The following is a 25,623-nucleotide window of genomic DNA, read 5'->3' on the forward strand; positions in this document are numbered from 1 at the left end:
TGTAGATCGACATCTACACTGTAACATCAGACCGCCGGCGAGGTGTCGATCGCAGCGATGTCGCCGTCGTACAGCGCCCGGAGTGCGGCGTCGCGGGCTTCGGCGATCGAACATCCGGCGAGGGCCTCGCGTGCCTGGCGCAGCGAAGTGGCGGCCATGCTGAACTCGCGCAGGCCGAGTCCGAGCAGCACCTGCACGAGGATGGTGTCGGAGGCCATCTCGCCGCACACCGCCACGCGGCGTCCATGACGTCGGGCCCCGCGCACGACCATCCGGATGAGGCGCAGCACGGCCGGGTGCCGCGGGTCGTACAGGTGCTGCACGCGGACGTCGCTGCGGTCGGCGGCCAGCGTGTACTGCGTCAGGTCGTTGGTGCCGATGCTGAGGAAGGCGGCGTGGCGCGCCAGCCCTCCCGCATCGAGCGCCGCCGCCGGCACCTCGACCATCGCGCCCGCCGGCGGGGCCGGCAGGCCGAGTCGCTCGGCCTGTGCGTGCAGCATCGCCACCGCGCGGGCCATCTCGTCGGCGCTGGTCACGAACGGGAACATGATGCGCAGTTGCCGGCCGTCACCGGCGCGGATCAGCGCGCGCAACTGCCGCTCGAGGACTTCGGGGCGCGCCAGGCCGAGGCGCAGGCCACGCATCCCGAGCCGCTCGCGCGGCTCGACCTCCATCTGCTCGGGCAACCCGACTTCCTCGGGCGTGATGTCGAACGTCCGGATGGTGACCTCGCGCGGGCCCGCGTGGTCGAGCACGGCCCGGTACACGTCGACCTGGGCCTGCTCGCTCACCTGGCCGATCGGCTGTCCGCCGAGCAGCAGCTCCGAGCGGACGAGCCCGAGCCCCTCGGCGCCCTCCCGCCACGCGAACGGCACGTCCTCGGCCCGCTCGATGTTGGCAAACAGCAGGACCGGCACGTCGTCGGCGGTGCGCGCCGGCCCCGACAGCGATTCAGCAGGCACCGCCACGGCGTGCAGCCGGTGCCGCGTCGCCTCGACGACCGATGGCGGCGGGTCGACGGCAATCACGCCGGTCGTGCCGTCCACCAGCAGCGTCGCCCCCGGAGGCACCATCCGGGTGGCCTCCTGCAGGCCGACGACCGCCGGCACGCCCATCGACCGGGCCAGGATGGCGGTGTGTGCCGTGCGCGTCCCGGCGTCGGTGGCGAGCGCCGCGAGCCGGGACCAGTCCAGCTGCGCGGCGACCGACACCGGCAGGTCGTCGGCGACGAACACGCAGGGCTCGTTGAACCGGGCCAGCTGCGCGTTGAGCCAGCTCGCGTCGCCATCGACCTTCTGCAGGTTGGCGCGGATCCGGCCGAGCACGTCGGTGAGGTCGCCGTGGCGCTCCTGCAGGTACGGATCCTCGATGGCGCGCAGGCGCTGCACGAGCTCCTCGCCGGCCTCGACGACCGCCCACTCGGCGTTGACGCGCCGGGCGCGGATCAGCGCCTCGGCCCGCTCTCGCAGCAGCGGGTCGGACAGCATCAGGATCTGCACGTCGAACATCCCGGCGAGCTCGCTGCCCAGCACGTGTCTGGTGCGGTCGCGGATGTCCTCGAGCTGCGTGCGCGTCCGTGCCGACGCGGCCGCCAGCCGCGCCTGCTCCGACGGGACGTCCTCCTCGGCGATCCGGTAGCGGACGTCGTGGGCGCGCAGGCGGGCGACGACGGCAGGGCCGATGGCCTCGCCGGGAGCGACGGCGATGCCGGTGAGCATCAGCACGTCACGACTCCCCGAAGCCTTCCGCCACCAGCGCCGCCAGCGCGTCGGCCGCCGCTTCCGCGTCGCCGCCCTCGGTGCGGATCACGATGGTCGTGCCGCGGGCGGCCCCGAGCAGCAGCAGGCCCAGGATGCTCTTGCCGTCGAGTTCCCGCGATCCCTTCGCGACACGGACCGTCGCCGCGTACTGCGACGCGAGGCGCACGAAGCGCGCCGCGGCGCGGGCGTGAAGCCCGAGCTGGTTGACGATGACCACTTCACGCGTCACCATCGACTTACGATCCCGCGTCGGGACGCATCAGGTCCGACGCGACGCGGATGGCCTCGCGCGCGTGCTCGCGCACCAGGCGCGCGATGCCGAGCAGCCCGTGGTTGGCCGGGTCGAGGTTGGCCAGCTTCACCAGCATCGGCAGGTTGACGCCGGTGATCACCTCCACCCTGTCGTCCTCCAGGAAGGTGATGCCGAGGTTGCTCGGCGTCCCCCCGAACATGTCGGTCAGCACGAGCACGCCCGACGGTCCCTGCACGCGGGCGATGGCCGCCGCGATCTGGTCGCTGGCCGCGTTCGGCTCGTCGTGCCACCCCAGCGACACGGCCTCGAAGCGCACCAGTTCACCGGCGATCATCTCGGCGGCGTTCACCAGTTCGTGCGCGAGCTGCCCGTGCGTGACCACGACCACGCCGAGTCGGGACTGTGCGGAATCTGCCATTCGTCGTCTCGCATGCCTGCCGGCCAGGGCCGGCAGCTACACCTCGGAGGTCGGGTAGCCGTCGCCCTTGGGCGACGGTGACGCCAGCCGCCCAGCTATTCCTGCGCGATGTCGCGATGGCGCACGCGCAGGCGGATGCCCTCGATGCTGCCCATGCGGCGCTTCAACTCCTCGGCGATCGCCACCGAGCGGTGCTTGCCGCCCGTGCAGCCGATCGCCACCGTGACGTAACTCTTCCCCTCGGTCGCGTAGCGCGGCAGCAGGAACTCGAGGAGGTCGCCCACCCTGGCCAGGAACGTGGCGTAGTCCTCGTACTGCTCGAGGAAGCCCCGCACCTCGGCGTCGCGCCCGGTGTGCGGGCGCAGTTCCGGGACGAAGTGCGGGTTGGGCAGGAAGCGCGCGTCGAACACGAGGTCGGCATCGAGCGGCACGCCGTGCTTGAAACCGAAGCTCAGGAACGTCACCACGGGGCCCGCGCTCGTGCCGGTGTCGCGCGAGGCCGCCATGAAGGCGTGCCGCAACTCGTGCACGGTCATGTCCGAGGTGTCGATGATCTGGTCGGCCATCCCCCGGATGGCCGCCAGGTGCTCGCGCTCCCGACGGATGCCCTCGCTCACCGACTCGTGTTCGGCCAGCGGATGCGGGCGGCGCGTCTCGCTGAACCGGCGCACCAGCGCCGCATCGCTGGCGTCGAGGAAGATCAGTCGCGGCTCGAGCCCCGGCATCTGCCGGAGCTTCTCGTACGCCTCCGGGAAGTGACGCAGCAGCGATCGCTCCCGGATGTCGACCACGACCGCCGCCCGGGTGATCTCGCCGCCGGCCCGCTGCGTGAGCTCGGCGAAGGTCGGAATCAACGCGACAGGCAGGTTGTCGACACAGAAGTACCCCAGATCCTCCAGCGCGCGGATCGCCTGCGTCTTGCCCGACCCCGACAAGCCCGTGAGGACGATGAAGCGGCTCATGACTCTCCTGCCTGCAACTCGGCCTCCAGGCGCGCGGCCAGACGTTGCGCGGCCGAGATCCCGCGCGCGAGCAGCAGGTGGCGCCGCGCCGCCACCTCGACGAGGATCCCGATATTGCGCCCCGGGCCGACCGGCAGCGTCACCACCGGCACCGGCACGCCCAGCAGCGGCTCGGTCGCCTCGTCCAGGCCCAGCCGCTCGTACTCGGTGTGGCTGTCCCAGCGGACGAGCCGCACGATGAACTCGACCTGCATGCTGTGGCGCGTCGACGCCACGCCGAACAGGTCCTGCACGTTCATGATGCCCAGCCCACGCACCTCCATGTGGTGCCGGGTCAGCGGTGGCGACGTGCCGATCAACGCCGACCCACGCCGCGTGATCTCGACCGCGTCGTCGGCCACCAGGCGGTGACCGCGCACGACCAGGTCCAGCGCGCACTCGCTCTTGCCGATGCCGCTCTCCCCGAGCAGCAGCACCCCGAGTCCGAGGATGTCGACGAGCACGCCGTGCAGCGTGGTGACCGGCGCCAGCCCCTCTTCCAGCACGCCGGTCAGCGCCACCAGCGTCTCCGACGTGAGCACGTCGGTGGACAGCACCGGCACGCCCCGAGCGTCGGCCTCGGCAATCAGCACCGCGTCGACCGGCAAGCCGGCCGTCACGACAATGCAGGGGAGGCCGGGACGAAGCACGTCACGGAGCCGGCGCCGGCGTACGTCGTCGTCCAGGCTCGCCAGGTACTGGACCTCTGACCGGCCGAACAGCAACACGCGGCCGTCCTCCAGGTACTGGGGCTGGCCGGTGAGGGCGAGTCCCGTCTTCTGGAGGGAGACCCGCGTGATGCGCCGCGCCAGGCCCGACGCGCCGGCGCGCACCGACAGGTCCCCGAGCGGCGTCCCGGCGCAACGCGCCAGGAGGTCGCGGACGGTGAGGCTCTGCGGGCCGGACTCGGGAATGGCGACCATGGACGGCCCGCCCGGATCAGGCGTCGGGATCGACGAGGCCGACGTGCCCGTCGGCCCGACGCACGAGCACCTGCACGCGATCGAGCTCTGCGTCACGGAAGACGAGCACCGAGCCGGCCGGGGCGTCGACCCGCAACAGCGCGTCCTCGAGCCGCATCGGCTTGGGGCTCGAGCGTCGCACGCGGACCACCCTCGGCGCCGCGGTGGCGACCGCCCTGGCCACGCGCGCCCTCGGCGCCTTGACCTCGACGACGACCACCGGCTCGGGGGCCGCCGCCCTGGCCGCCGCACCGCGCCGGCGCGCCTCCCACTTCCCCTTCACCTTGCTGGCCTGCGCCTCGATCTTCGTGATGGCGTCGAGGGCCGAGGCCTGCGCCGTCGCCGCCAGGCCGTGCCCGCTCAGGTCGTGGTCGCCTCTCGTGCGGACGCGCACGTCGGCCTTCACCCGGTCCTTCTGGACCTGGAGCGCGACCTGCGCCGTGGTGATGCTGTCGTGGAGGTGGCGATCCAGCTTCTCGAGCCGCCTGGTGACGGCTTGTCGGAGGGCCGGGGTGATGGTGAGGTTGCGCCCTGTGAGCGCGAGCCGCATGTTGCGGTCCTTTCGCGGAGTTGCTAGTACAGCACCTTGCGCTGGTTCGACGTCGGGATGCGAAGTTCCTCGCGGTACTTCGCGATGGTCCTGCGCGCGAGCACGAGCCCCTCGCGCTGCAGGATGCTGACGATCTTCGAGTCGCTGAGCGGCTTGCGGCCGTCCTCGGCCTCGATGATCTTGCGGATCCGCTGCTTGATCGTCACCGACGAGACGCTCTCGCCGAACGAGCTGCTGATGCCGCTGTGGAAGAAGTACTTCATCTCGAACACGCCCTGCGGCGTGTGCATGTACTTGTTGTTGACCACCCGGCTGACCGTGCTCTCGTGCATGCCGATGTCCTCGGCGACGTCGCGGAGCACCAGCGGGCGCAGGTGCTCGATCCCGTGATCCAGGAACTCCTTCTGGAACTGGATGATCGAGTTGGCGACCTTGATGATGGTCTTCTGCCGCTGGTCCACCGACTTGAGCAGCCACAGCGCCGACCGGAACTTCTCCTTCACGTAGGCGCGCGTCTCGGCCGCCGACTCGTCGTTCTTGTTGTCGAGGAGCCGCTTGTACACGGGGCTGATCCGCAGTTGCGGCAGCCCGTCGTCGTTCAGCACGGCGACGTACTGGTCCTCGACCTTGACGATGTAGACGTCCGGCATCACGTACTGCGAGGGGGCCGGGTTGAAGCGGCTGCCGGGCTTGGGATCGAGATGCCTGATGATCTCGATGTGCTCCTTGAGCTGCTCGATCGGCATCGCCATCCGCTTGGCGATCTCGGGCACCTGGTGGTTCTGCAGCAGGCGCAGATGCTCGGTGACGATGACCTCGGCTGGCGTATCGGCGTGCCCGAGGTGGCGCAACTGCAGGGTCAGGCACTCCTGCAGGTCGCGCGCCGCGACCCCGACCGGATCCAGGTGCTGGAGGACGGAGAGGACCGCCTCGACCTGCGACGCCGACCAGCCGCCCATCTGCGCCAGTTCGTCCACCGACGCCATCAGATACCCGTCGTCGTTGAGGTTGCCGATGATGGCCTCGCCGATCTCGCGCTGGACCCCGCTGATGTCGGGGCGCATCGACAGCTGCCAGAGCAAATGATCGGCCAATGAGCCGGAGGTCGAGAGCGTGTTCTCGATCGGCGGCAGTTCCTTGACCTCCACCGGCATCCGCGATCGGTACCCGCCGTCGTCGAGGTACTCGCCGAAGAAGTAGGCGTAGTCCTGCTCGTCCCAGTTGGCGTCGGGCCGATCGGGCTTGGGCGCTTCCGGCGCCTCGGGCTCGGAGGTCTGTGCCTGGGGCTCCACCGCCTGCAGCTCCTCGGTGGGCACCTCCTCGAGCATCGGATTCTCGACGATTTCCTGAGTCAGGAGCTCAGCCAGCTCGAGCGTCGTCATCGGCAGGAGCTTGATCGCCTGCTGCAACGAGGGCGTCAGGACGAGCTTCTGCGAGAGGCGGGTCTGGAGCTTCTGCGTGATGGCCATGGTCTGGGCTACATGAACACGGAGGTCTCAATCGAGCCGGAAATCGGTCCCGAGGTAAATACGTTTGACCTCCTCGTCGGCCGCCAGTTCGCCCGGCGTTCCGCTCTTGAAGATGGTGCCCGCATGCACAATGTGCGCCCGATCGGTGATCTTCAGGGTCTCCCGCACATTATGGTCCGTAATCAGCACGCCGATGCCACGATTTTTCAGGTGGAAGATGATTTTCTGGATGTCGGACACCGCAATCGGGTCGATCCCGGCAAACGGCTCGTCCAGCAGGATGAACTTGGGATTGTTGACGAGCGCCCGCGTAATCTCTACCCGCCGGCGTTCCCCCCCCGACAGCGTGTAGGCCTTGGCGCGCGCCAGGTGCGACAGCGACAGCTCGGCCAGCAGTTCCCGACACCGGGCCCGGCGCTGTGTAGCATCCAACGGCAGTGTCTCGAGAATGGCCAGCACGTTCTGCTCGACCGTGAGTCCGCGGAAGATCGAGGCCTCCTGCGGCAGGTAGGCCAGGCCCTTCCTCGCGCGGACGTAAATCGGGTCCTGCGTCACGTCGGCGCCGTCGAGGGTGACCGTGCCGGAGTCGGGCCGGGTCAGGCCGACACACATGTAGAAGGTGGTGGTCTTGCCGGCGCCGTTGGGACCGAGCAGTCCTACCACCTCTCCCGACTGCACTTCGAGGCTGACGCCAGCCACGACGGTCCGCCCGCCGTAGGCCTTCGTGAGTCGATCGGTCTGCAGGATCGCCATCAGGCCGGCTTGCTCAGGGCGGGGCACGTGCCGGCGGTGCGGCCCTGGGTACGGGTGGACTGGTTGCCGTCCACCGAGATCACGTCCGAGGTCCGGTAGAACGTCAGGCGCCGGCCCGTCGTCTCGCGGCATTCGTTGGGGAACTGCTCCAGCACGACGACCGGCGTCCCGCCCATCACGTAGCGGCCGTCCTTTGTGAAGTAGGTCAGGCGCGCCCCCGTGGCGTGGCGGGTCGCCGTCTGCAGCGTGACCGCGTCGTAGGCCTCGAGGCGATCGAGTTCGCGACCGCCCTCGAGCAGGTACATCTCGATGCGGTTGCCGCGCAGGTCGCCGTCACGCGTGCTCACCAGGCGGGCCGTGTTGCGCAGGATCGCCTTGCGCTCCTTGTCCTGGTATTCCAGTTCGCCGGCCGTGCCCGTCGTCACGTTGCGCTCGACCTTCCCGGTCGCCGCGTCCTTCTCTTCCAGTTCCATCACCGTCCGCGCCTTGCCGACCGCCAGGAGGTTGCCCGACTCCTCGTCCAGCGTGATGGTGTCGCCCTTGATGGACGTCGCCCCCTGCCAGATCTGGGCATCGCCGGTGTAGACGGCCTTCTTGGTGCGCCGTTCCAGCTTGCTGGCCGTGACGTTGACCGGTTGGTCCTGCTTGAACATGCCGGGCCGCGCCGGCCCGTCGCCGCCGCCCTGCAGCACCGACCGCACGTCGGTCTCCGCGACGATGTCGTCGCCGCCGGCCAGGATGTTGATGATGCGCGACTGCACCGAGCCGCGCGTGTCGTCGATGCGGGCGGTGAGCGCAGTGCCCTCGGCGCTCAGCGTGATGTCGCCCGATTCGGTGCGGTACACCAGGCGCGGCGCCGTTGCCGTGCGGCTCTCGTCCTTCACCACCACCGCGCCCACGAACGTCGCGCGGTCGATCGACTCGAGCGAACCGCGGGTCTGCAGGTCCAGCGTGTCGGTGGCCGTGATCGTCCGATCGAGGGCCGCCTGCCCGCGGCCGGCGGCGCGCGTCTCCTTGAAGGTCACGTTCTTGCTGAACGTCGCGCCCGTCAGGCCGCGCCCCGGCTGGCCGATGCCGTTGAGGGTATCGCCGCTGATGTTCCTGGCCGGCGTCGCGCCATCCTGCGGGACGCGCAACTGCACCGCCTCCTGCGCCGACAGTCCCGTCATCGTCGAGCCGTCGGCGTCGAGTTGCATGTCGATGAGCGAGGCCGCGAGGCTGCGCCCCGGGCCCTTGCCCTGCCCGCGGAACTGCACGGTCGCCCGCTCGGCCAGCGTGACCTGCCGCAACGAACGTCCGTCGGGCTGGTACGCCAGGTTGATGTCGGTGGCCGACAGTTGCTGCAGCGACTGCGGCTCCGGCAACGACACCGACGACTGCCCGCGCAACTCGACGAGCTCGACGATGTCGGCGGCCGGTTGCATGAACACGGTGACGCTGTCGCCCGAGAGGACCTGCCCTTCGCGGTTCACCGTGGCCGCCGTGTCGAGCCGGATGTAGCGTTCGGCGCGCGCGAAACCCGCCGACCCGGCGCGCATGTGCGTCTCGCCCTGTCCCCTGCCGTCCGGCCTGATGTCGATGCGTGCCTGCTCCAGCATCCACAGGACGTCGCGCGCGTTGTCGTAGGTGGCGCCGACCGACGACCCGGTCATCCGCTCGCGCGTGAACTGCACCTGGCCCGGGATGCGGATGATGCCGTCGGTGGAGTCGTAGGTCGCCTCGGGCCCGGTCATCGTCAGCTTGTCGGTGGTGACCAGCTTCAGGTTGCCGGTCAGGCGGACCTGCGCGTTGTCCTTGGTCACCTCGGCTTCGTCGCCGCTGATCGTGAAGCCGCGGCGATCGTCGCGCGGTGGCACGGTGACGGTGACCGACTGGAACACGGTGCGGCCGTCGGGATACGTGCGCAGCCCCTTGTGCTGCAGGTCCATGTCGCGCGCTTCGCCCTTCGTGCGCGTGATCAACCCGCCGCTCGACTCCACGACCGCGTTGGGGTCGGTCCGCGGGTCGGTCACCTCGCCCGTGGTGATCGAGCGACCGCGCAGCTGCAGGCCCAGCCAGGTGGCAAAGCCGAGGGCGAAGGCCGCGAGCAGGTAGCGCAGGAGGCGGCGCGCGCGCATCAGGACACTCCCGGCGCGGCGTCCGGACAGCGCAGATCGGCGACGGTGAGCTCGATGGTCGTCTCGCCCCGGAACGTCTGCTTGTCGAGGGAGAACGCCAACTGCAGTGCCTGCCGGTGCTGCTCCCAGAGGCCGGCCTTCTCCGCGGCGCGCCAGGCCATGGCGGAGAACATCCGCCCGTCCTGCCGCAACTGCATCTTCAGGTGCCGTTCCTTGATGCGCCGCGGGGCGCCCACCAGCTCGACGCCGGCGCCGTCGAACACCGGCTTGGGGTTGGCCAGCCCGAAGGGCGCCATCTGCTCGAGCCCGGCGATCAGCCGCGAGTCGATGCCCGAGAAGCGGAGCGCCGTGTCGATGCGCAGCCGCGGCATCAGGTCGGTGGGCTCGAGGCGCTCGAGTCCGTGGGCGTTGATGCGCTCGCGGAACTCCGGGATGCGCCCGGCGTCCATCGTCAGGCCGGCCGCCTGCTTGTGTCCCCCGTACCTGTGGAACAGGTCGGCGCAGGTGTCCAGCGCGCCGAGCATGTCGAAGGCCGGGATGGAGCGGCAGGACCCGTGCGCGAGGCCGTCCTCGACCGACAGCACGATGGTCGGCTTGTAGAACGCGTCCACCAGCTTGGAGGCGACGATGCCGATGACGCCGCGATGCCAGCCCTCGCCGGCGACGACCAGGACGTTGTGGGCACCGACGTGGATGTCGGTCTCCACCTGCTTCCTCGCCTCGGCGACGATCTCGGCCTCGTAGGCCTGCCGCCGCGCGTTCTCCTCGCCGAGCTGCTCGGCGAGCCGCCGCACTTCCTCCAGTTGCGTCTCGTCGCTGGCCAGCAACAGGCGCGTCGCGAGGTCGGGCGTACTCATGCGGCCGGCGGCGTTGATGCGCGGCGCGATCACGAACGACACGTTGAAGCCGTCGATGGCCTTGTTCTGCAGGCCGGCCGACTCCAGCAGCGTCCGCAGGCCGACGGTGTGCGGGCCCTGCGAGAGCCGCTCGAGACCGAGCTTGGCGATGATGCGGTTCTCGCCGACCAGCGGCACCACGTCGGCGACCGTGCCGATCGCGGCCAGCTTCAGGAACGCCGGCAGCCACTTCTCGCGCCCGAAGCGCTGGCAGAGCGCCTGCACCACCTTGAACGCCACACCGACGCCGGCCAGGTGCTTGTCCGGATACGTGCAGTCGGGCCGCTTGGGATTGATCACGGCCAGCGCCGCCGGGATCTCGGCCTCGGGCTCGTGATGGTCGGTGATGATCAGGTCGACACCGAGCTCCCGGGCGCGGCGGGCCGCCTCGGCGCTGCGGATGCCGCAGTCCACCGACACGATGACGCGCACCCCCTCGGCGTGCAGGCGCTCCACCGCGGGCACCTGCAGCCCGTAGCCGTCGCGCAGCCGCTCGGGAATGAAGTGCGTGACGTCGCCGCCGAGCAGTTCGAGGGCCCGGCGCAGGATCACGGTGGAGGTGACGCCGTCCACGTCGTAGTCGCCGTGGATGGCGATGCGTTCGCGCCGCTCGAGCGCCGCGCAGAGGCGCTCGACCGCCGGCCGCATGTCGGCGAGCCGGTACGGATCGAAGAGCTGCGACAGTTCCGGGTGGAGGAACCGGTGCGCTGCCTCGGGGTCGCCGTGGCCGCGATGGCACAACAGGCGGGCGACGACCGGAGACACGTCGAGGGCCGCGGCCAGCGACTGCGCGGCCGTCTCGTCACACACGACGGGGTCCCAGATCAACGTGCGCATGGACAGGGGGTCCCGAGCGGGGACCCGATCAGGAAGCCGACCCGGCGATCTCGGCGCCGACGCGGCCGATGCGGCGGAACTTCTCGTAGCGGCGGTCGAGCCGCTCGGCCGACGACCACCCCATCGCCTGCTGCAGGGCGGGCCAGAGGGCTTCGTCGAGCCGGCGTGCCGATTCGTCGTAGTCCTGGTGGGCGCCGCCGAGCGGCTCGGGGATGATGCCGTCGCAGATGCCACGCCCGACCAGGTCCGGGGCGGTCATCTTCAGCGCGTCGGCAGCCTCGACCTTCTTGGCCGCGTCGCGCCACAGGATCGCCGCGCAGCCCTCGGGCGGAATCACGCTGTAGACCGCGTACTCCTGCATCAGCACGGTGTCGCCGACCGCGATGCCGAGCGCGCCGCCGCTGCCGCCCTCGCCGGTGACCACGACGACGATCGCCGTGTCGAGCACGGCCATCTCGCGCAGGTTCAGGGCGATCGCCTCGGCGATGCCCCGCTCTTCGGACTCCATGCCGGGGTAGGCGGCCGGGGTGTCCACCAGGCAGATGATCGGTCGCTTGAACTTGGCGGCCATCTGCATCGCCCGGAGGGCCTTGCGATAGCCCTCGGGGCGCGCGTAGCCGAAGTTGCGGGCGATCTTCTGCTTCGTGTCGCGGCCCTTCTGGTGGCCGACGATCAGCACCGGCTGGTCGTGGTACTGCGCAAAGCCGGCGACGATGGCCTGGTCGTCACCGAAGCGGCGGTCGCCGTGGATCTCGGTGAACCCGGGCCAGAGCCGGGCTGCGTAGTCGAGCAGGTAGGGGCGCTGCGGGTGGCGCGCCACCAGCACTCGCTGCCACGGCGTCAGCCGCGCGAAGATGTCCTGGCGCACCTGCCGGGCTCGCGCCTGCAGGCGGGCGATCTCGCCCGCGCGCTCCGGCGTCGAGGGCTGGCCGGTGAGGTGATCGATCTCCTTCAGGAGGGCGGCGACGGGCTCCTCGAACTCGAGGCTGTCCACGGGCATGACGAGTCAGGTTACCGCAATTTGACGGCCCCGACGCCGCACACGCGTTCGAGGTCGGCCACCAGTTGCTCGGAGGCGCGCACCTGCACGGCCAGCAGGTCCAGCCGGACGCGCATCGGCCGCGGCAGGTCGCGCACCTCGAGATCGAGGCGCACGCGCTTGTCGCCGCGGTGGCGCATCAGGATGTCGGCCACGTCCTCGATGGTCCGGCGTGAGGGGGTGCGCAGGGCGATGGCGACCTCGCGCGAGAGCGTCTCGTTCAGCGACGAAAGCGGCTTGATCTCGCTGGCCAGGATCTTCGCGCTGTCGTCGCCGGCCTCCAGCTTGCCCCGCACCAGGACCATGCGGTCGTTCTCGATCAGGGGGGCGTGGTGGCGGAACGTCTCGGGGAAGGCCACCACCTCGAGCGCACCGTCGAGGTCTTCGAGCATGAAGGCCGCCATGCGGTCGCCCTTCTTGGTCTTCACCTGCCGGACGCCACTGATGATGCCGCCCACCAGCACGTCGGCCATCGCCTCGGTGCACTGGCCGATCGGCCGGGCGCCGGCCTTGGCCAGGTCGTCCTGGTGCGCCGCCAGCGGGTGCCCCGAGAGGTACAGGCCGAGGGCCTCCTTCTCGAAGGCGAGCACCTGGGCCGAGGGCCAGGGCTCCGCATCGGGCAGGGCGAGGTCGGCCGCCGGCGTCTCGTCGCCGTCGTCGCCCCCGAGCAGGGCGGCGAACAACTGCGTCTGGCCCCGGTCGCGGTCCTTCTGCAGCCGGTTGCCCTGCTCCAGGGCCCTGTCGATCGCGGCGCAGAGGCGGGCCCGGCGTGAGGCGATCGGCTCGTGGGGCGGGGCGAGCGAGTCGAGCGCCCCGGCCTTGGCCAGGCTCTCGAGCACGCGCTTGTTCACCAGACGCAGGTCGGCGTGCTCGCACAGGGCGGCGAGCGACTCGATGCGTCCCCCCTGCTCCTGCCGGACCCTGAGGATGGACAGGATCGCCCCCTCGCCGACGTTCTTGACGGCCGTCAACCCGAAGCGGACGCCCTCAGGCTCGACCGTGAAGGGCAACTGGCTGAGGTTGACGTCGGGCGGCAGGACCGGCACGCCCAGGTCGCGGCACTCGCCGAGGTACTGCGACAGCTTGTCGGTGTTCTGCGCCTCGATGGTCAGCAACGCCGCCATGAAGTAGCGCGGGTAGTTGGCCTTCAGGTAGCCGGTCTGGTACGCGAGCAGCGCGTAGGTGGTCGAGTGCGACTTGTTGAAGCCGTAGCCGGCGAAGTACGCCAGCAGGTCGAAGATCTCGCCGGCCTTCTTCTCCGACAGGCCGTTGGCGGTGGCGCCCGCCACGAACCGGTCGCGCTGCGCCGCCATGACCTTGGGGTCCTTCTTCCCCATGGCCTTGCGGAGCAGGTCGGCCTCGCCCATCGTGAAGCCGCCGACGTCGCGCGCCACGCGCATGACCTGTTCCTGGTACGCGATGACCCCGTACGTGTCGCGCAGGATGGGCTCCATCTGCGGGACCATGTACGTGATCTCCTCGCGCCCGTGGCGACGGTTGACGAAGCTGTCGACCACGCCGGCGCCGAGCGGGCCGGGCCGGTACAGGGCATTGAGGGCGATGAGGTCGTCGAAGCGCGACGGCTTGGCCTTGCGCAGCACCTCGCGCATGCCCGAGGACTCGAACTGGAACACGCCGGCCGTCTGCCCCTCGGCAAACAGCTGGAACGTCCTGGCGTCGTCCATCGGGATCGCGTCGATGTCGAGGACCTGCCCGGTCGTGCGCGTGATCTCCTTGAGCGCGTCGTCGATCAGCGTCAGCGTGCTGAGGCCGAGGAAGTCCATCTTGAGGAGCCCCATCCTCTCGATTTCCTTCATCGCCCACTGCGTGACGATTTCGTCGCGCGCCCCCTTGTACAGCGGCGCGAAGTCGGTGATCGCCCGCGGCGCGATCACCACGCCGGCGGCGTGCACCGAGGCGTGCCGCGTCATCCCCTCGAGGCGCTGGCCGATGTCGAGCAGGTCCTTGACGCGCGGGTCGCTGTCGCGCAGCTGCTTGAGGAGCGGGTTCTCGACAAGTGCCTTCTCGAGCGTCATGTCGAGGGCCGGCGGGATCAGCTTGGCGACCTTGTCGACCTCGGCGTAGGTCATGTCCATGACGCGCCCGACGTCGCGCACCACGGCCTTGGCCTTCATCGTCCCGAACGTGATGATCTGGGCGACGTTCTCGCGCCCGTACTTGCGCGTGACGTAGTCGATCACCTCGCCGCGGCGTCGCTCGCAGAAGTCGATGTCGATGTCGGGCATCGACACGCGTTCCGGGTTCAGGAAGCGCTCGAAGATCAGGTCGAACTCGATCGGGTCGACGTCGGTGATGCGCAGGCACCAGGCGACGACGCTGCCGGCCGCCGAGCCGCGGCCCGGCCCGACGGGGATGCCCTGCTCGCGGGCGTACCGGATGAAGTCCCAGACGATGAGGAAGTACCCGGTGTACCCCATCTTCTTGATCATCGCGATCTCGTAGTCGAGTCGCGTCTCGTACTCCTCGAGCGTGTGGCGCAGCGCGCCGCGCGACATCAGCTCGCGCAGGCGCGGCAGGCGCGCGGCGAAGCCCTCGCGCGTCATGCGCTCGAAGTGATCGTCGAGGGTCTCCCCTTCCGGGACGTCGAAGTTCGGGAGGTGGTAGACCTTCGAGTCGAGGTCGACGTGGCAGCGCTCGGCGATGCGCGCGGTGTTGGTCAGCGCGTCCGGATACTCACCGAACCGCTCCCACATCTGCTCGGGGGTCTTCAGGTAGAACTCGTCGGAGCCGTACTTGAGGCGGTGTGCGTCGTTGACGGACTTCCCGGTGCCGATGCACAGCAGGATGTCGTGCGGCTTGTGGTCGCCGTGCCGCAGGTAGTGCACGTCGTTGGTGACGACCATCGGCAGGTCGAGCTCACGGGCCAGCGACGGCAGACTGTCGTTGACGATCTTCTGCTCGCGCAGCCCCTGGTACTGCATCTCGAGGAAGAAGTTGCCCTTGCCGAGGATCTCGGCGTACTGCCCCGCAGCGGTGCGCGCCTTGTCGATCTTGTCCTTGTAGATGCCCTCGGCGACCTCGCCCTTCAGGCAGCTGCTCAGGCCGATGAGGCCGGCGCTGTGCTGCTGGAGCAACTCCTTGTCGATGCGGGGCTTGTAGTAGAAGCCCTCGGTGTAGCCCGAGGACACCAGCTTGATGAGGTTGTGGTAGCCGACGTTGTTCTCGGCCAGCAGCACCAGATGGTTCTGGGTCTCGCCGGGCACCCCGCTCCGGTCGCGGCGGTCGCCGGGCGCGACGTAGACCTCGCAGCCGAGGATCGGCCGCACGCCGTGCTTCTTGGCGGTGTCGTAGAAGACCACCGACGAGAACATGTTGCCGTGCTCGGTCACCGCCAGCGACGGCATGCCGAGGCGCGCGGCTTCCTTCATCAGCTCGTCGACGCGGCACGCGCCGTCGAGCAACGAGTACTCCGTGTGCAGGTGGAGGTGGACGAAGTCCTTCACGCGCGCGTCACTCCCACTCGATGGTGCTCGGGGGCTTGCTGCTGACGTCGTACACGACGCGATTGATCCCGCGGACCTCGTTGATGATCCGGCTGGACACCTTCTTGAGCAAGGGGTACGGCAGCGGCGCCCAGTCGGCGGTCATGAAGTCGCTGGTCTGCACGGCCCGCAGCGCGACGACGTGCTCGTAGGTGCGCCCATCGCCCATCACCCCGACGCTGCGCACCGGCAGGAACACGGCGAAGGCCTGGCTCGTGAGGTCGTACCAGGTCCTGCCGGTGGCCTCGTCGATGGTGTGCCGCAACTCGTGGATGAAGATGTCGTCGGCGCGACGCAACAGGTCGGCGTACTCGGCCTTCACCTCGCCGAGGATCCGCACCCCGAGGCCGGGTCCCGGAAACGGGTGCCGATAGACCATCTCCGGTGGCAGGCCCAGCACCACCCCGAGCTCGCGCACCTCGTCCTTGAACAACTCGCGCAGCGGCTCCAGCAGCCGCAGGCCGAGCGTCTCGGGCAGGCCGCCGACGTTGTGGTGGCTCTTGATGGTCTTGGACTTCTTCGTCTTGGCCCCGCCCGACTCGACCACGTCGGGGTAGATCGTGCCCTGCGCCAGCCACTTGGCCTGCGTCAGCGCGGCGGCCTCCCGCTGGAACACCTCGACGAACTCGCGGCCGATGATCTTCCGCTTGGCCTCGGGGTCGGTCACGCCGGCGAGGTGCCCCAGGAACTGGGCGCGCGCGTCGACGTGCCGCACCTTCGCGTGCAACCGGCCCGCGAACATGTGCATCACCAGTTCGGCCTCGTTGAGCCGCAGCAGGCCGTGATCGACGAACACGCACGTGAGCTGATCGCCGATCGCCTTGTGGATCAGCGCCGCCGCGACGCTCGAGTCGACGCCGCCCGAGAGCCCGAGCACGACCTCGTCCTGCCCCACCTGCTCGCGGATGCGCGCCACGGCTTCACTCACGTAATCGCCCATCCGCCAGTCGCCACGCGCGCCACAGATGTCGCGCACGAACCGCGTGAGGATCGCCTGGCCCTGCAGCGTGTGGGTGACCTCGGGGTGGAACTGCACGGCGTAATACCCGCGCGCCTCGTCGGCCATGCCCGCGATCGGGCAACTCGGCGTCGAGGCCAGCAGCGAGAACCCCGGCGGCATGTCGGCCACCGAGTCCCCGTGGCTCATCCACACCTTGAGCATGGCGTGCCCGTCGGGCGTGCGGAAGTCCTCGAGATCCTCGAGCAGCCGCGTGTGCCCGTGCGGCCGCACCTCCGCGTACCCGAACTCCCGGTGATCACTCCAGGCGACCCGTCCGCCGAGCTGCGCCGCCATGGTCTGCATCCCGTAACAGATGCCGAGGACGGGCACGCCGAGGCCCCAGATCAGGTCCGGCGCGCGGAGTTGGTGATCCTCGTAGGTACTCCCGTGGCTTCCCGACAGGATGATCCCGATGGGCGCCAGGCGTCGGATGACCTCGTCGGCCACGTCGTGCGGGTGGATCTCGCAGTAGACGTGGGCCTCGCGCACGCGACGGGCGATGAGCTGCGTCACCTGCGATCCGAAGTCGAGGATCAGGATCGTCTGATGGGACATGGGGTTGACGGATGCCGATGCCGGAATGCCGATGCCCGAATCTCGGGAACCGGCCTGCGCGGAGCCGCTATTATAGCCAAGTGCCTCGCACCCAGACCACTACATCTCGCGGTCTTTCGGGCATTTACCGCATTTCCTTGGCACTGGCGCTGATCGCCGGCGCGGCCGCTCCTGCCGTCGCGCAGGCCGGCGGAGCGCCGCCGCCAGGCCCCGCTGCACCGGCCCAGGCGACCGGCCCGGCGGCGCCGACGAAGGCACCCGCCACGGCCGCGAAGGCCGAGGGCACGTCCGGCGCCCACGCCCTGCCCCTGTTCCCGTTACGCGTGCGCTGGAGTACCGAGCTCGACGGGCCACCGTCGGCCACGCTAGCCACCGACGGCACGCGGGTGTTCGTGCCGCTGGCCACCGGCGGCGTGATCGGCGTGACCGCCGAGACGGGGGCGCTGGTGTGGAAGGCCGAGGTATCGACCACCGTCGCCCCGGCCGTCGCCGATGGCCACGTCTACATCGTCGGGGGTGACGCCTTGCAGGCCCTCGAGGCCGCTACCGGGCGCGCCGCATGGCGGGTGCCGCTCTCGTCGGGCATCTCGGCCCCGCTCGTTGCCCGCTCGGGCTGGGTGATCGGCGCCCTCGACACCGGCGAGGTCGTGGCCTGGCGCGGCGACGATGGGACCGAGGTCTGGCGGCAGAAGGTCGGCGCTCCGGTCGTCGCCGCGCCGGCGATCAACGGCGAGCGGCTCTACCTGCCGGGAGCGGACGGGCTGGTGCGGGCGCTGCAGATCAAGACCGGCGCGCCGATCTGGACCACCTCGCTTGGCGGCAGCATCGTCACCATCGCGCCGCTCGGCGCCCGCGTCTACGTCGGCTCGACCGACAACTTCTTCTACTGCCTCGACGACGACAAGGGACGGGTGCGCTGGAGGTGGCGGGCGGGCGCCGACCCGGTGGGCGCCGCGATCGCCGACGACGATCGCGTGTTCTTCAGTTCGCTGGACACCATGGTGCGGGCCCTCGATCGCGGGCACGGCGCGCAGCGGTGGCGGCAGCCCCTGCCGTGGCGGCCGCGCACGGGCCCGCTCCGCGTCGGCAATACCCTGGTGGCGGCCGGTATCGCCCTCGATTTGCGCGGTTATGCGCTGGACACCGGCAAGCCGGTCGGCGAGTTCGCGCTCACCGAGAATCGCCTCGAGGTGCTGGAGGGCCTGCCCGTGGTGATTACGCGCGCCGCGCTGCCGGGTGACTACCTGGTCGCAGCGATTGCCGACGGGCGGCTCGTGGCGCTCGAGCACGCGTTCGGCCTGCCGGCCAAGCCACTCACCGACATCCCCGGCGAGAAGATCGCCATCACGCCGCCGTCCTGATGACCCGCGCGAGGCGGGCAATCCCCTCCTCGATCCGCGACGCGGTCGCGGCCGAGAACGCCAACCGCATGGCGTTGGCGCCCGTGCCATCGACGAAGAACGGCGCACCGGCGACGTAGATCACCTGCGCCTCGATGGCGCTCGGCAGCAGCGCGCGGGCGTCGACGCCCTCCGGCAACTGCACCCACAGGAAGAATCCGCCGCGCGGCGGCCGCCACGACGCCAGATCGCCGACGTGGGTGGCAAGCGCCCGACTCATCGCGTCGCGCTTCTCCGCGTAGGCCTGTCGCAGGCGCGGCAGCTGCCGATCGAGCACGCCCCGCGTGATCGCCTCGAGCACGATGCGCTGGTCGAGGGAACTCGAACACAGGTCGGCCGACTGCTTGGCGACGTCGAGCCGCTCGATCACTGCCGCCGGCGCGACGATCCAGGCCGTGCGGAAGGTGGGCGCCAGCGTCTTGGACGTGCTCTGCAGGTAGATGACCTGCCCGTGTTCGTCGTCGGCCTTCATCGGCCGGGTGTCCTCGGGACGCGTGACGTCCGGGAACCACAGGTCGCCGTAGGGGTCGTCTTCGACGATGGGGACACCCGTGCGCTGGCTCCACGCCAGCAGCGCCGCGCGGCGCGACAGCGAGAGCAGCCCGCCGGTCGGATTCTGGAAGTTCGGGATCACGTACAGGAACTTCACGCGCCGGCCGGCGGCCCGCTGCTCGGCGAGCACGGCATCGAGGTGATCGAGGTCGAGTCCCTCCTCGTCCTGCCGCACGCCGGCCAGGTGTGCGCCCGCGCTGCGGAACGCCGCGATGGCGCCGGTGAACGTCGGCAGTTCCACGAGCACGGCATCGCCGGGATCGACAAACAGGCGCGTCACCAGGTCGACGGCCTGCTGCGACCCGGTGGTCAGCAGGATCTCGTCGGCGGTGCAGGTGATGCCGCGGGCCCGCAGGCGGGGCACGAGGGCCTCGATCAGCGGCGTGAAGCCGCGCGTCGGCCCGTACTGGAGGGTCTCGCCGTCCTCGGCGCGCAGCAGGTCGTCGGCGATGTCGCGGTACGCCGCCCAGGCGAACGTCGTGGGATCGGGATAGCCGGGGGCGAACGAGATGAGGTCGGGCCGACCGGCGGCCAGGATCCCCATCTGTCGGATGGCCGACCCGGTCAGCTGGGCGCCCATCCGCGAGAACAGCGACTCCATGGCCGTCATGCGGGCACTCCCTGGGACAGCGCCGGCGCCGCCGCGTCGTCGGCGGGAACCTCGTACAGGAACAGGTAGGCGCCTGCCGACGCGAGCCCGAGGTACTGGAAGACCAGTCCGCGCACCAACCAGGCCACCAGTTGCAGCGGCAGCACGGTGAGGCCGACGAACGGCACGAACGAAATCAGGCCGAGCCCGGCGGTCGCGACGAGCGAGGCGAGGGTGGCGACGCCGACCAGGCCGGCGGTGACGAGGAAGACGCCGAGCGTGCGGTTGGTGTCGGTACGAAGAAGGCGCACGGCCTCACGCGCCGCCGTCCGCACCGAGACGTCGCTGGCCGCGATGATGATCTGCAGGACCAGGTAGCCGGTGTTGACGATCGCCAGCCAGGCCACCAGCGCCGCGCTGCAGATCGCCGCGATCACGGTCCAGCCGACGAGGAAGCCTTCCTCGCCCACCGCGCGGTACCCTGCCACGACCACGGCGAGGTAGAGGCCGCCCGACACGACGTAGGTCGCCAACAGGAAGGCGCCGAGGCGCAGGAAGCGCCGGCGGAGGCGTCGCGTGCCCGACAGGAACACGTCGACGTCGGTGCGCGACGCGCGCCGGAGCAGGGCGAGCCGCACGGGATAGCGCTCGACCGGCCCGGCGTGCCGCTGCGCCTCGACCAGCACGGAGAGCGTGCCGCCCTTGAGGATGAACATCAGCGCCGAGCCTCCGGCCACGACCACGGCCAGGGCCGCCAGGAAACTGGCCAGCGCCACCGGATGCTCGAGCAGCGAGGTGGCGACGCCCGTCGCGCTGCGGCGCAGGTCGAGGTCGTCGCCGAGCACGTCCTGGACGTCCTGATTCAGCGCCAGCGCCACGAGGAAGGTGCCACCGACGATTGGCACCGCCAGCAGGATCTTGAAGGTGGCCTCGGCGATGAACTGGACGACGACGACCGGCCAGTTGGCTGCCGCCAGCAAGGCGCCGCGCTTGATCGGGAGCTTGAGGGCCGGGATGGACATGACGGCGAGACGGACTCGCCCCTCCACTATAACGAAGCGACGACCGCCGGCCCCTCGTGCACGTCAGAAGGCCGAGTAAGATTCCCCCATCTTCATGCCCGACGCGCCCACGCCGCCCCGGTCCCCCAGCCTCGTCCCACGCGTGCTGGCCGCCGGCGCGCTGGGCACGGTCGTGCTCCTGCTGGTCGGCACGGCGTGGCTGCTGTGGCGTCTCGGCACGGACGTGGACGCCACGGCGACGCGCGTCGAGCGCGACGTGCGCGCGCAGTTCGCCCGGCAGGCCGAGCGCCTGGCCCGGGCCGTCGACGACCTCCGTGCCCAACAGGCCATCGTGCCGGCGCTGGTCGCGCCGCGCCGCGACCCGCGCCCGCTGTTCGATGCCCTCGACCAGGTGACCAGCCGGAGCGGCCCCGACGTCGCGTTGTCCATCGCCGCGGCCGACGGCACCGCGATTGCCTGGGCGGGACGCCCCCAGGCCCTGCCGGTGGTGCGCCTCGACCGGGGGCCGTCGCTCGTGGTGGCGCCGGGTGCGCTCGGCCTGCGACTGGTGTACATCGAGCCCCTGCGCGGCACCGGTGCCGCCGTGCCCGTCATCGGACTGCTCGCGGCCGAGGAGAACCTGTCGGGCGGTTCCCGCGTGGACGCACGCGGCGCGCTCGAGGCCCAACTCGACACCCCGTTGCTGCCGGTCCTGCTTCGCCCGAGGTTCCTCGGCGATGCCAGCCCGCGCGGCGAGGCGCGCGTGCTCACCCTGCAGGCGCCCACCGGCGAGCCGCTCGCCGACGTGCTGGTGCCGTACGACGCGCTCCGGGCCCTTCGGCGGGCCTGGTGGCAACGTCTGGCGGGGGCCGGCGCGGCCTGCCTGGGAACGGTGGCGATGGTGCTGGCTGGCGTGCTCGCGTGGGAGCGTCGCTGGCTGCCACCGCCACGATATCGGCTCTTCACGTTCCTGGCCGTCTTCAGCCTGGTCGTCGCCCGCCTCCTGTGGTGGTACGGCTGGATTCCCTTGCAGGACCTGCTGCCCAGTTGGTCCGACGCGGTCTATCAGGGGGACTGGCTCGCCTGGCTGCATCGGACCCCGCTGGATCTCTGCCTCACGGCGTTCCTGCTACTCGCCACGGTGATGCTGGCCGTCGACCCGCTCCGCCGCGTGCGCCTGGCGATGCGACGCGTCCGTCGTCGGCCGACCGGGCCGCTCCCCCGCCGGCTGCGGTTCATCGGCGGCCAGTTGCTGGCCGGGCTGGTGATCGCCAGCCTGCTCGGCCTGCTCGCCCGTCTCGTGCAGGACACGGTCGATCACACCGAGCTCGACGTGTTGATGCTGGCGCTGCTGCCGCCGATCGAGCCGCGCCGCCTGCTGGTGCTGCTCGGCCTGCTCGGTCTCGGGGCGTCGGTCTTCTGGGGCAGCGTGCTGGCGCTGCGCATCGGCCTCATCCGCTGGCGGACGGCGACCCTGGGTCCGTGGCGGCGCCTCTGGTGGCCGCTGATTCTGTGGACGACGCCGCTGGTGCTGATGCTCGTCGTGCTGCGCTGGCGCGGCCTCGACCTCCCGATCTTCGCGCTGCTCGCGATGGCGTCGTGTGCCGGCGCAGCGGCCCTGGCCAGCGCCCGCGGCATGTCGTGGTTCCGACGCGGGACACAGGCGCGTCGCCTGCTCTGGGCCTACGCGGCGCTGCTGCTCCCCGCGCTCCTGCTGTACCCCCTGCTGTTGCACGCGCTCGACCACGCGCGACGCAGCCTCGTCGCCACGCAGTACGCCCCCGAAGTGATCACCCATCGGCGGGCGCTCGGGGAAGACCTCACGCGCGCCCTGGCGCAGATCGACGCGGTGCGCGGCCTGGCCGACCGGATTGCGGCACTGCCGCGCGAGCCGGGCCGCGTCCCCACCGACACCGCCTACGGCCTGTGGCAGCAGTCCGACCTCGCCGATCGCGGGTTGACGTCGGCCGTCGAGATCTATGCGCCGGAAGGTCCGCAGGTGAGCCGGTTCGGCTTCAACTTCCCGGAGTACGAGGCGACCGTGCCGCCGCAGTGGCGCAGCGAGGCATGCACCTGGACGGTGTTTGCCGAGGCCGGCCTGTTCGGCTCCGAGGAGCGCAGCATGTACCACGCCGAGCGCGCGGTGTGCGAGCGCGACGCGACCGGTCACACCCGCGTGCGGGGCGGCATCATCGTCCACGTCATGCTGGACTACAGTTCCCTGCCGTTCCTGTCGACGCAGGGGCCGTACTACGACCTGCTGCGCGGGACGGCGTCGGGGGCCGGGACGTCGCCGCGCCGCGCGCCGTCGCGCGGCATCGACCTGATCGTCTACGGGTGGGGGCGGACGCCGATCTACAGCTCGGGCGAGCGCGTGTGGGATCTGCCGTCGGACGTGTTCGACCGGGCTTACCGCACACGCGAGCCGTTCTGGGCGACGCAGACGCGCGGCACCCGCGTGCACGACCTGTACGTGTCCAACGACCGCGCCGGCATCTACGTGATCAGCATGCCGCGGGTGACGCTGGTCGAGCACCTGGTCCACATCGCTGAGGTCGCGACGCTGGCCGGCGTCGCCCTGGTGCTGGTGCTGCTGGTCCATGCGGTGCTGCACCGCGTCAACCGCCGCGGGCCGCAGCCGGCGACGCTGCTGGTGCGCGAGGTGCGGGCGAGCTTCACGCGCAAGCTGTTCCTGGCCTTCGTGGCCACGTCGGTGATTCCCGTGCTGACGCTGGCGTTCGTCGTGCGGACGTTCGTGGCCTCACGGCTGCGCGCCGACGTCGAGGCCGAGGCGACGCGCACGGCGGCGGTGGCGCAGCGGGTCATCGAGGAGGCGCTCGCGCTGCAGCAACCGGCGCTGGTCACCGCGACCACGCTCACCGACGACGTGATGGTGTGGATGAGTCGGGTGATCAAGCAGGACGTCAACATCTTCGACGGCCCGACCCTGCTGGCCACCAGCCAGCGCGACCTGTTCGCGCAGGGCCTGCTGCCCGAGCGCACGCCCGACACGGTCTACCGGGCGATCATGCTGCAGCGGCTGCCGACCTTCGTCGGCGAGGATCAGATCGGCCCGCTCGCCTACCAGCTGGCGGCCACGCCGATCCGCATCGGCACCCGCGAGGGCATCCTGACCGTGCCGATGACCCTGCGTCAGCGCGAGATCGAGCGCGAGATCGCCGAGCTCGATCGGTCGGTCAACCTCGGCGCCGTCGTCTTCATCCTGCTGGGCGCCTTCCTCGGCTACTCGATCTCGGGCCGCATCGGCGACCCCGTGCAACGGCTGACGCGCGCCAGCCGGCGCATCGCCGCAGGCGATCTCGACCAGCACGTCGTGGCCCGCACGGCCGACGAACTGCAGGGGCTGGTCGAGGCGTTCAACGGCATGGCCGCGGAGCTGTCGCGGCAGCGCGAGCAGCTGCAGCGCACCAACCGGCTCGAGGCGTGGGCCGAGATGGCACGGCAGGTCGCGCACGACATCAAGAACCCGCTGACGCCCATCCAGCTCTCGGCCGAGCACCTGCGGCGCGTGCACCTCGACCGCGGCACGCCGCTCTCGCCGGTGCTCGAGCAGTGCGTCGACACGATCCTCGTGCAGGTCCGCATGCTGCGGCAGATCTCGTCCGAGTTCGCCAGCTTCGCCTCCTCGCCCACCGCGCGCCCGCAGCCGGCGCCGATGGCGACCCTCGTCGAGGAGGTCCTGTCCGGCTACCGGATCGGGCTGCCCTCGAACGTGCGGGTCGAGGCCCACGTGCCCGACGACCTGCCGCTCGTGCTGATCGACAGGGCCCTGCTCGGTCGCGCGATGATCAACATCATCGAGAACGCGCTGCACGCCATGCCGTCGGGGGGCACGGTGACGGTGAGCGCGTCGCGGCCGGCGCCCGACTGGGTGCGCGTGTCGCTCACCGACACCGGCGTGGGCATGGACGCGGCGGCACTCGCACGCCTGTTCGAGCCCTACTTCTCGACCAAGGCGGCGGGCACCGGCCTCGGCCTCACGATTGCCAGGCGCAATGTGGAGTTGATGGGGGGCCGCATCGACGTGCAGAGCCAGAAGGGCGTCGGTACGACCGTCGCGCTCGACGTACCCGTGGCCGGCCCGGATGGCCAGGCACGGACGCCGCGCCAGACGCCCGGCTAGGCGTCGTGCGCGTCGGAACCGGCCGCCTGGCGGGCCGTGACCACCGGGGTGGCGACGGCCATGGCCTCATCGGCCGGGCGGGGGCGCCACCGCGAGAGCGCCCACCCGATGAATCCCGACACCAGGTAGGTGTAGGCAATCGCCACCAGCGCCCACTGCGGGTGGGTCGCAACCGCGGCGATCACGACGGCGACCACCATCAGGCCGTTGGCCGGACGTCGCTTGCCGAGGTTGAAGGTCTTGAAGGACCGATACCGGAGGGTGCTCACCATCAGGGCCGCCGGCACGAGCAGGAGTGGCAACGCCAGGGCGGCCATCCACCCGGCCGGAAGCCCCTGCGGGAGCCAGAAGACCGTCGCGGCGGGAACCCCGGCAGCCGCGGGACTGGGCATGCCCACGAAGTACCGCTTGTCGGGGTTGGTGGTGGACTGGATGTTGAAGCGCGCCAGGCGGATGGCGGCCGCCGAGAGGTACAGGAAGCCGACCGCCCAGCCGAGCCGGCCGAAGGTGTACAGCCCCCAGGTGTACCCGAGCACGGCCGGGGCGATCCCGAAGGAGATGACGTCGGCCAGCGAGTCGAACTCCCGGCCGAAGTCACTGGTGGCGCCCGTCATGCGGGCGATCCGCCCATCGAGCATGTCGAGGACCACGGCGATGCCGATGAACGGCGCCGCCGTGGAGAACTCGCCTCGCATGGCGTAGATCACGCACGCGTAGCCACAGAACATGTTGGCCAGCGTGAACAGGCTGGGCAACAGGTACATCCCGCGGCGGAGGCGGCGCTGCTCGGGGTCGCGGCGCCGCAGCACGTTGATCATGACCGG

The 25,623-nt window shown here is 70.6% G+C and carries 18 protein-coding genes; 2 read left to right on the forward strand and 16 right to left on the reverse strand.

From position 1 onward, the window contains the following. Positions 1-26: 26 nt before the first annotated feature. The 13 genes from ptsP to guaA form a co-directional block, all read right to left on the reverse strand. Complete coding sequence (ptsP, locus tag TBR22_RS12960) at positions 27-1,718, reverse strand: phosphoenolpyruvate--protein phosphotransferase (RefSeq protein ID WP_239493491.1); 1,692 nt, start codon at positions 1,716-1,718, stop codon at positions 27-29. A 7-nt stretch (positions 1,719-1,725) separates the two neighbouring features. Continuing rightward, entirely contained in the window at positions 1,726-1,992 is a 267-nt protein-coding gene (locus TBR22_RS12965) for an HPr family phosphocarrier protein (RefSeq protein ID WP_239493412.1), read from the reverse strand. Positions 1,993-1,996: 4 nt separating this feature from the next. Beyond that, complete coding sequence (locus tag TBR22_RS12970; RefSeq protein ID WP_239493413.1) at positions 1,997-2,431, reverse strand: PTS sugar transporter subunit IIA; 435 nt, start codon at positions 2,429-2,431, stop codon at positions 1,997-1,999. Positions 2,432-2,526: 95 nt separating this feature from the next. Continuing rightward, complete coding sequence (rapZ, locus tag TBR22_RS12975) at positions 2,527-3,393, reverse strand: RNase adapter RapZ (protein ID WP_239493414.1); 867 nt, start codon at positions 3,391-3,393, stop codon at positions 2,527-2,529. Beyond that, a complete protein-coding gene (gene hprK, locus TBR22_RS12980) occupies positions 3,390-4,355 on the reverse strand; it encodes an HPr(Ser) kinase/phosphatase (protein WP_239493415.1) in 966 nt (321 codons plus the stop codon). The genes rapZ and hprK overlap by 4 nt, the downstream gene beginning before the upstream one ends. 16 nt (positions 4,356-4,371) lie before the next feature. Next, on the reverse strand, positions 4,372-4,944 hold the full coding sequence (gene hpf / locus TBR22_RS12985; protein WP_239493416.1) for a ribosome hibernation-promoting factor, HPF/YfiA family: 573 nt from the start codon (positions 4,942-4,944) through the stop codon (positions 4,372-4,374). Positions 4,945-4,967: 23 nt separating this feature from the next. After that, positions 4,968-6,413, reverse strand: coding sequence for an RNA polymerase factor sigma-54 (gene rpoN, locus TBR22_RS12990; protein WP_239493417.1), 1,446 nt, complete (start codon positions 6,411-6,413; stop codon positions 4,968-4,970). Between the two features lie 27 nt (positions 6,414-6,440). Beyond that, complete coding sequence (gene lptB, locus TBR22_RS12995; protein ID WP_239493418.1) at positions 6,441-7,166, reverse strand: LPS export ABC transporter ATP-binding protein; 726 nt, start codon at positions 7,164-7,166, stop codon at positions 6,441-6,443. Next, positions 7,166-9,283 carry an LPS export ABC transporter periplasmic protein LptC gene (gene lptC, locus TBR22_RS13000; protein WP_239493419.1) on the reverse strand — a complete coding sequence of 706 codons (2,118 nt, stop codon included), beginning with the start codon at positions 9,281-9,283 and terminating at the stop codon, positions 7,166-7,168. The genes lptB and lptC overlap by 1 nt, the downstream gene beginning before the upstream one ends. Continuing rightward, positions 9,283-11,016: a single-stranded-DNA-specific exonuclease RecJ gene (gene recJ, locus TBR22_RS13005; protein ID WP_239493420.1), complete on the reverse strand. Its 1,734-nt coding sequence runs from the start codon at positions 11,014-11,016 to the stop codon at positions 9,283-9,285. The genes lptC and recJ overlap by 1 nt, the downstream gene beginning before the upstream one ends. Before the next feature lie 28 nt (positions 11,017-11,044). Beyond that, positions 11,045-12,016, reverse strand: coding sequence for an acetyl-CoA carboxylase carboxyltransferase subunit alpha (locus TBR22_RS13010; protein WP_239493421.1), 972 nt, complete (start codon positions 12,014-12,016; stop codon positions 11,045-11,047). A gap of 11 nt (positions 12,017-12,027) precedes the next feature. Then, entirely contained in the window at positions 12,028-15,519 is a 3,492-nt protein-coding gene (locus tag TBR22_RS13015) for a DNA polymerase III subunit alpha (protein ID WP_239493422.1), read from the reverse strand. A gap of 7 nt (positions 15,520-15,526) precedes the next feature. Then, complete coding sequence (gene guaA / locus TBR22_RS13020; protein WP_239493423.1) at positions 15,527-17,113, reverse strand: glutamine-hydrolyzing GMP synthase; 1,587 nt, start codon at positions 17,111-17,113, stop codon at positions 15,527-15,529. Between the two features lie 137 nt (positions 17,114-17,250). On the opposite strand from guaA, the gene TBR22_RS13025 reads away from it, so the two are divergent. Next, positions 17,251-18,474, forward strand: a complete 1,224-nt coding sequence (locus tag TBR22_RS13025; RefSeq protein ID WP_239493424.1) for a PQQ-binding-like beta-propeller repeat protein — start codon at positions 17,251-17,253, stop codon at positions 18,472-18,474. Here TBR22_RS13025 and TBR22_RS13030 read toward each other — a convergent pair. Continuing rightward, positions 18,458-19,675 carry a PLP-dependent aminotransferase family protein gene (locus tag TBR22_RS13030; protein ID WP_239493425.1) on the reverse strand — a complete coding sequence of 406 codons (1,218 nt, stop codon included), beginning with the start codon at positions 19,673-19,675 and terminating at the stop codon, positions 18,458-18,460. The genes TBR22_RS13025 and TBR22_RS13030 overlap by 17 nt on opposite strands. Next, positions 19,672-20,676 carry a hypothetical protein gene (locus TBR22_RS13035; protein WP_239493426.1) on the reverse strand — a complete coding sequence of 335 codons (1,005 nt, stop codon included), beginning with the start codon at positions 20,674-20,676 and terminating at the stop codon, positions 19,672-19,674. The genes TBR22_RS13030 and TBR22_RS13035 overlap by 4 nt, the downstream gene beginning before the upstream one ends. Positions 20,677-20,770: 94 nt before the next feature. Here TBR22_RS13035 and TBR22_RS13040 point away from each other — a divergent pair, with 94 nt between their 5' ends. Continuing rightward, entirely contained in the window at positions 20,771-24,799 is a 4,029-nt protein-coding gene (locus TBR22_RS13040) for a HAMP domain-containing sensor histidine kinase (RefSeq protein ID WP_239493427.1), read from the forward strand. On the opposite strand, the gene pssA is transcribed toward TBR22_RS13040, so the two are convergent. Next, positions 24,796-25,617: a CDP-diacylglycerol--serine O-phosphatidyltransferase gene (gene pssA, locus TBR22_RS13045; RefSeq protein WP_239493428.1), complete on the reverse strand. Its 822-nt coding sequence runs from the start codon at positions 25,615-25,617 to the stop codon at positions 24,796-24,798. The two genes, TBR22_RS13040 and pssA, sit on opposite strands and share 4 nt — an antisense overlap. Between the last annotated feature and the right edge of the window lie 6 nt (positions 25,618-25,623).

Source organism: Luteitalea sp. TBR-22 (assembly GCF_016865485.1).
Classification (GTDB): Bacteria; Acidobacteriota; Vicinamibacteria; order Vicinamibacterales; family Vicinamibacteraceae; genus Luteitalea.

Bases quoted from the DNA above. Each gene is read 5' to 3' on its own strand.
- TBR22_RS13030 (WP_239493425.1), bottom strand. From the start codon at position 19,675: ATGACGGCCATGGAGTCGCTGTTCTCGCGGATGGGCGCCCAGCTGACC.
- pssA (WP_239493428.1), bottom strand. From the start codon at position 25,617: ATGATCAACGTGCTGCGGCGCCGCGACCCCGAGCAGCGCCGCCTCCGC.
- lptB (WP_239493418.1), bottom strand. From the start codon at position 7,166: ATGGCGATCCTGCAGACCGATCGACTCACGAAGGCCTACGGCGGGCGG.
- ptsP (WP_239493491.1), bottom strand. From the start codon at position 1,718: ATGCTCACCGGCATCGCCGTCGCTCCCGGCGAGGCCATCGGCCCTGCC.
- lptC (WP_239493419.1), bottom strand. From the start codon at position 9,283: ATGCGCGCGCGCCGCCTCCTGCGCTACCTGCTCGCGGCCTTCGCCCTC.
- hpf (WP_239493416.1), bottom strand. From the start codon at position 4,944: ATGCGGCTCGCGCTCACAGGGCGCAACCTCACCATCACCCCGGCCCTC.
- rpoN (WP_239493417.1), bottom strand. From the start codon at position 6,413: ATGGCCATCACGCAGAAGCTCCAGACCCGCCTCTCGCAGAAGCTCGTC.
- TBR22_RS13035 (WP_239493426.1), bottom strand. From the start codon at position 20,676: ATGTCCATCCCGGCCCTCAAGCTCCCGATCAAGCGCGGCGCCTTGCTG.
- TBR22_RS13010 (WP_239493421.1), bottom strand. From the start codon at position 12,016: ATGCCCGTGGACAGCCTCGAGTTCGAGGAGCCCGTCGCCGCCCTCCTG.
- guaA (WP_239493423.1), bottom strand. From the start codon at position 17,113: ATGTCCCATCAGACGATCCTGATCCTCGACTTCGGATCGCAGGTGACG.
- rapZ (WP_239493414.1), bottom strand. From the start codon at position 3,393: ATGAGCCGCTTCATCGTCCTCACGGGCTTGTCGGGGTCGGGCAAGACG.
- hprK (WP_239493415.1), bottom strand. From the start codon at position 4,355: ATGGTCGCCATTCCCGAGTCCGGCCCGCAGAGCCTCACCGTCCGCGAC.
- TBR22_RS12965 (WP_239493412.1), bottom strand. From the start codon at position 1,992: ATGGTGACGCGTGAAGTGGTCATCGTCAACCAGCTCGGGCTTCACGCC.
- recJ (WP_239493420.1), bottom strand. From the start codon at position 11,016: ATGCGCACGTTGATCTGGGACCCCGTCGTGTGTGACGAGACGGCCGCG.
- TBR22_RS13040 (WP_239493427.1), top strand. From the start codon at position 20,771: ATGCCCGACGCGCCCACGCCGCCCCGGTCCCCCAGCCTCGTCCCACGC.
- TBR22_RS12970 (WP_239493413.1), bottom strand. From the start codon at position 2,431: ATGGCAGATTCCGCACAGTCCCGACTCGGCGTGGTCGTGGTCACGCAC.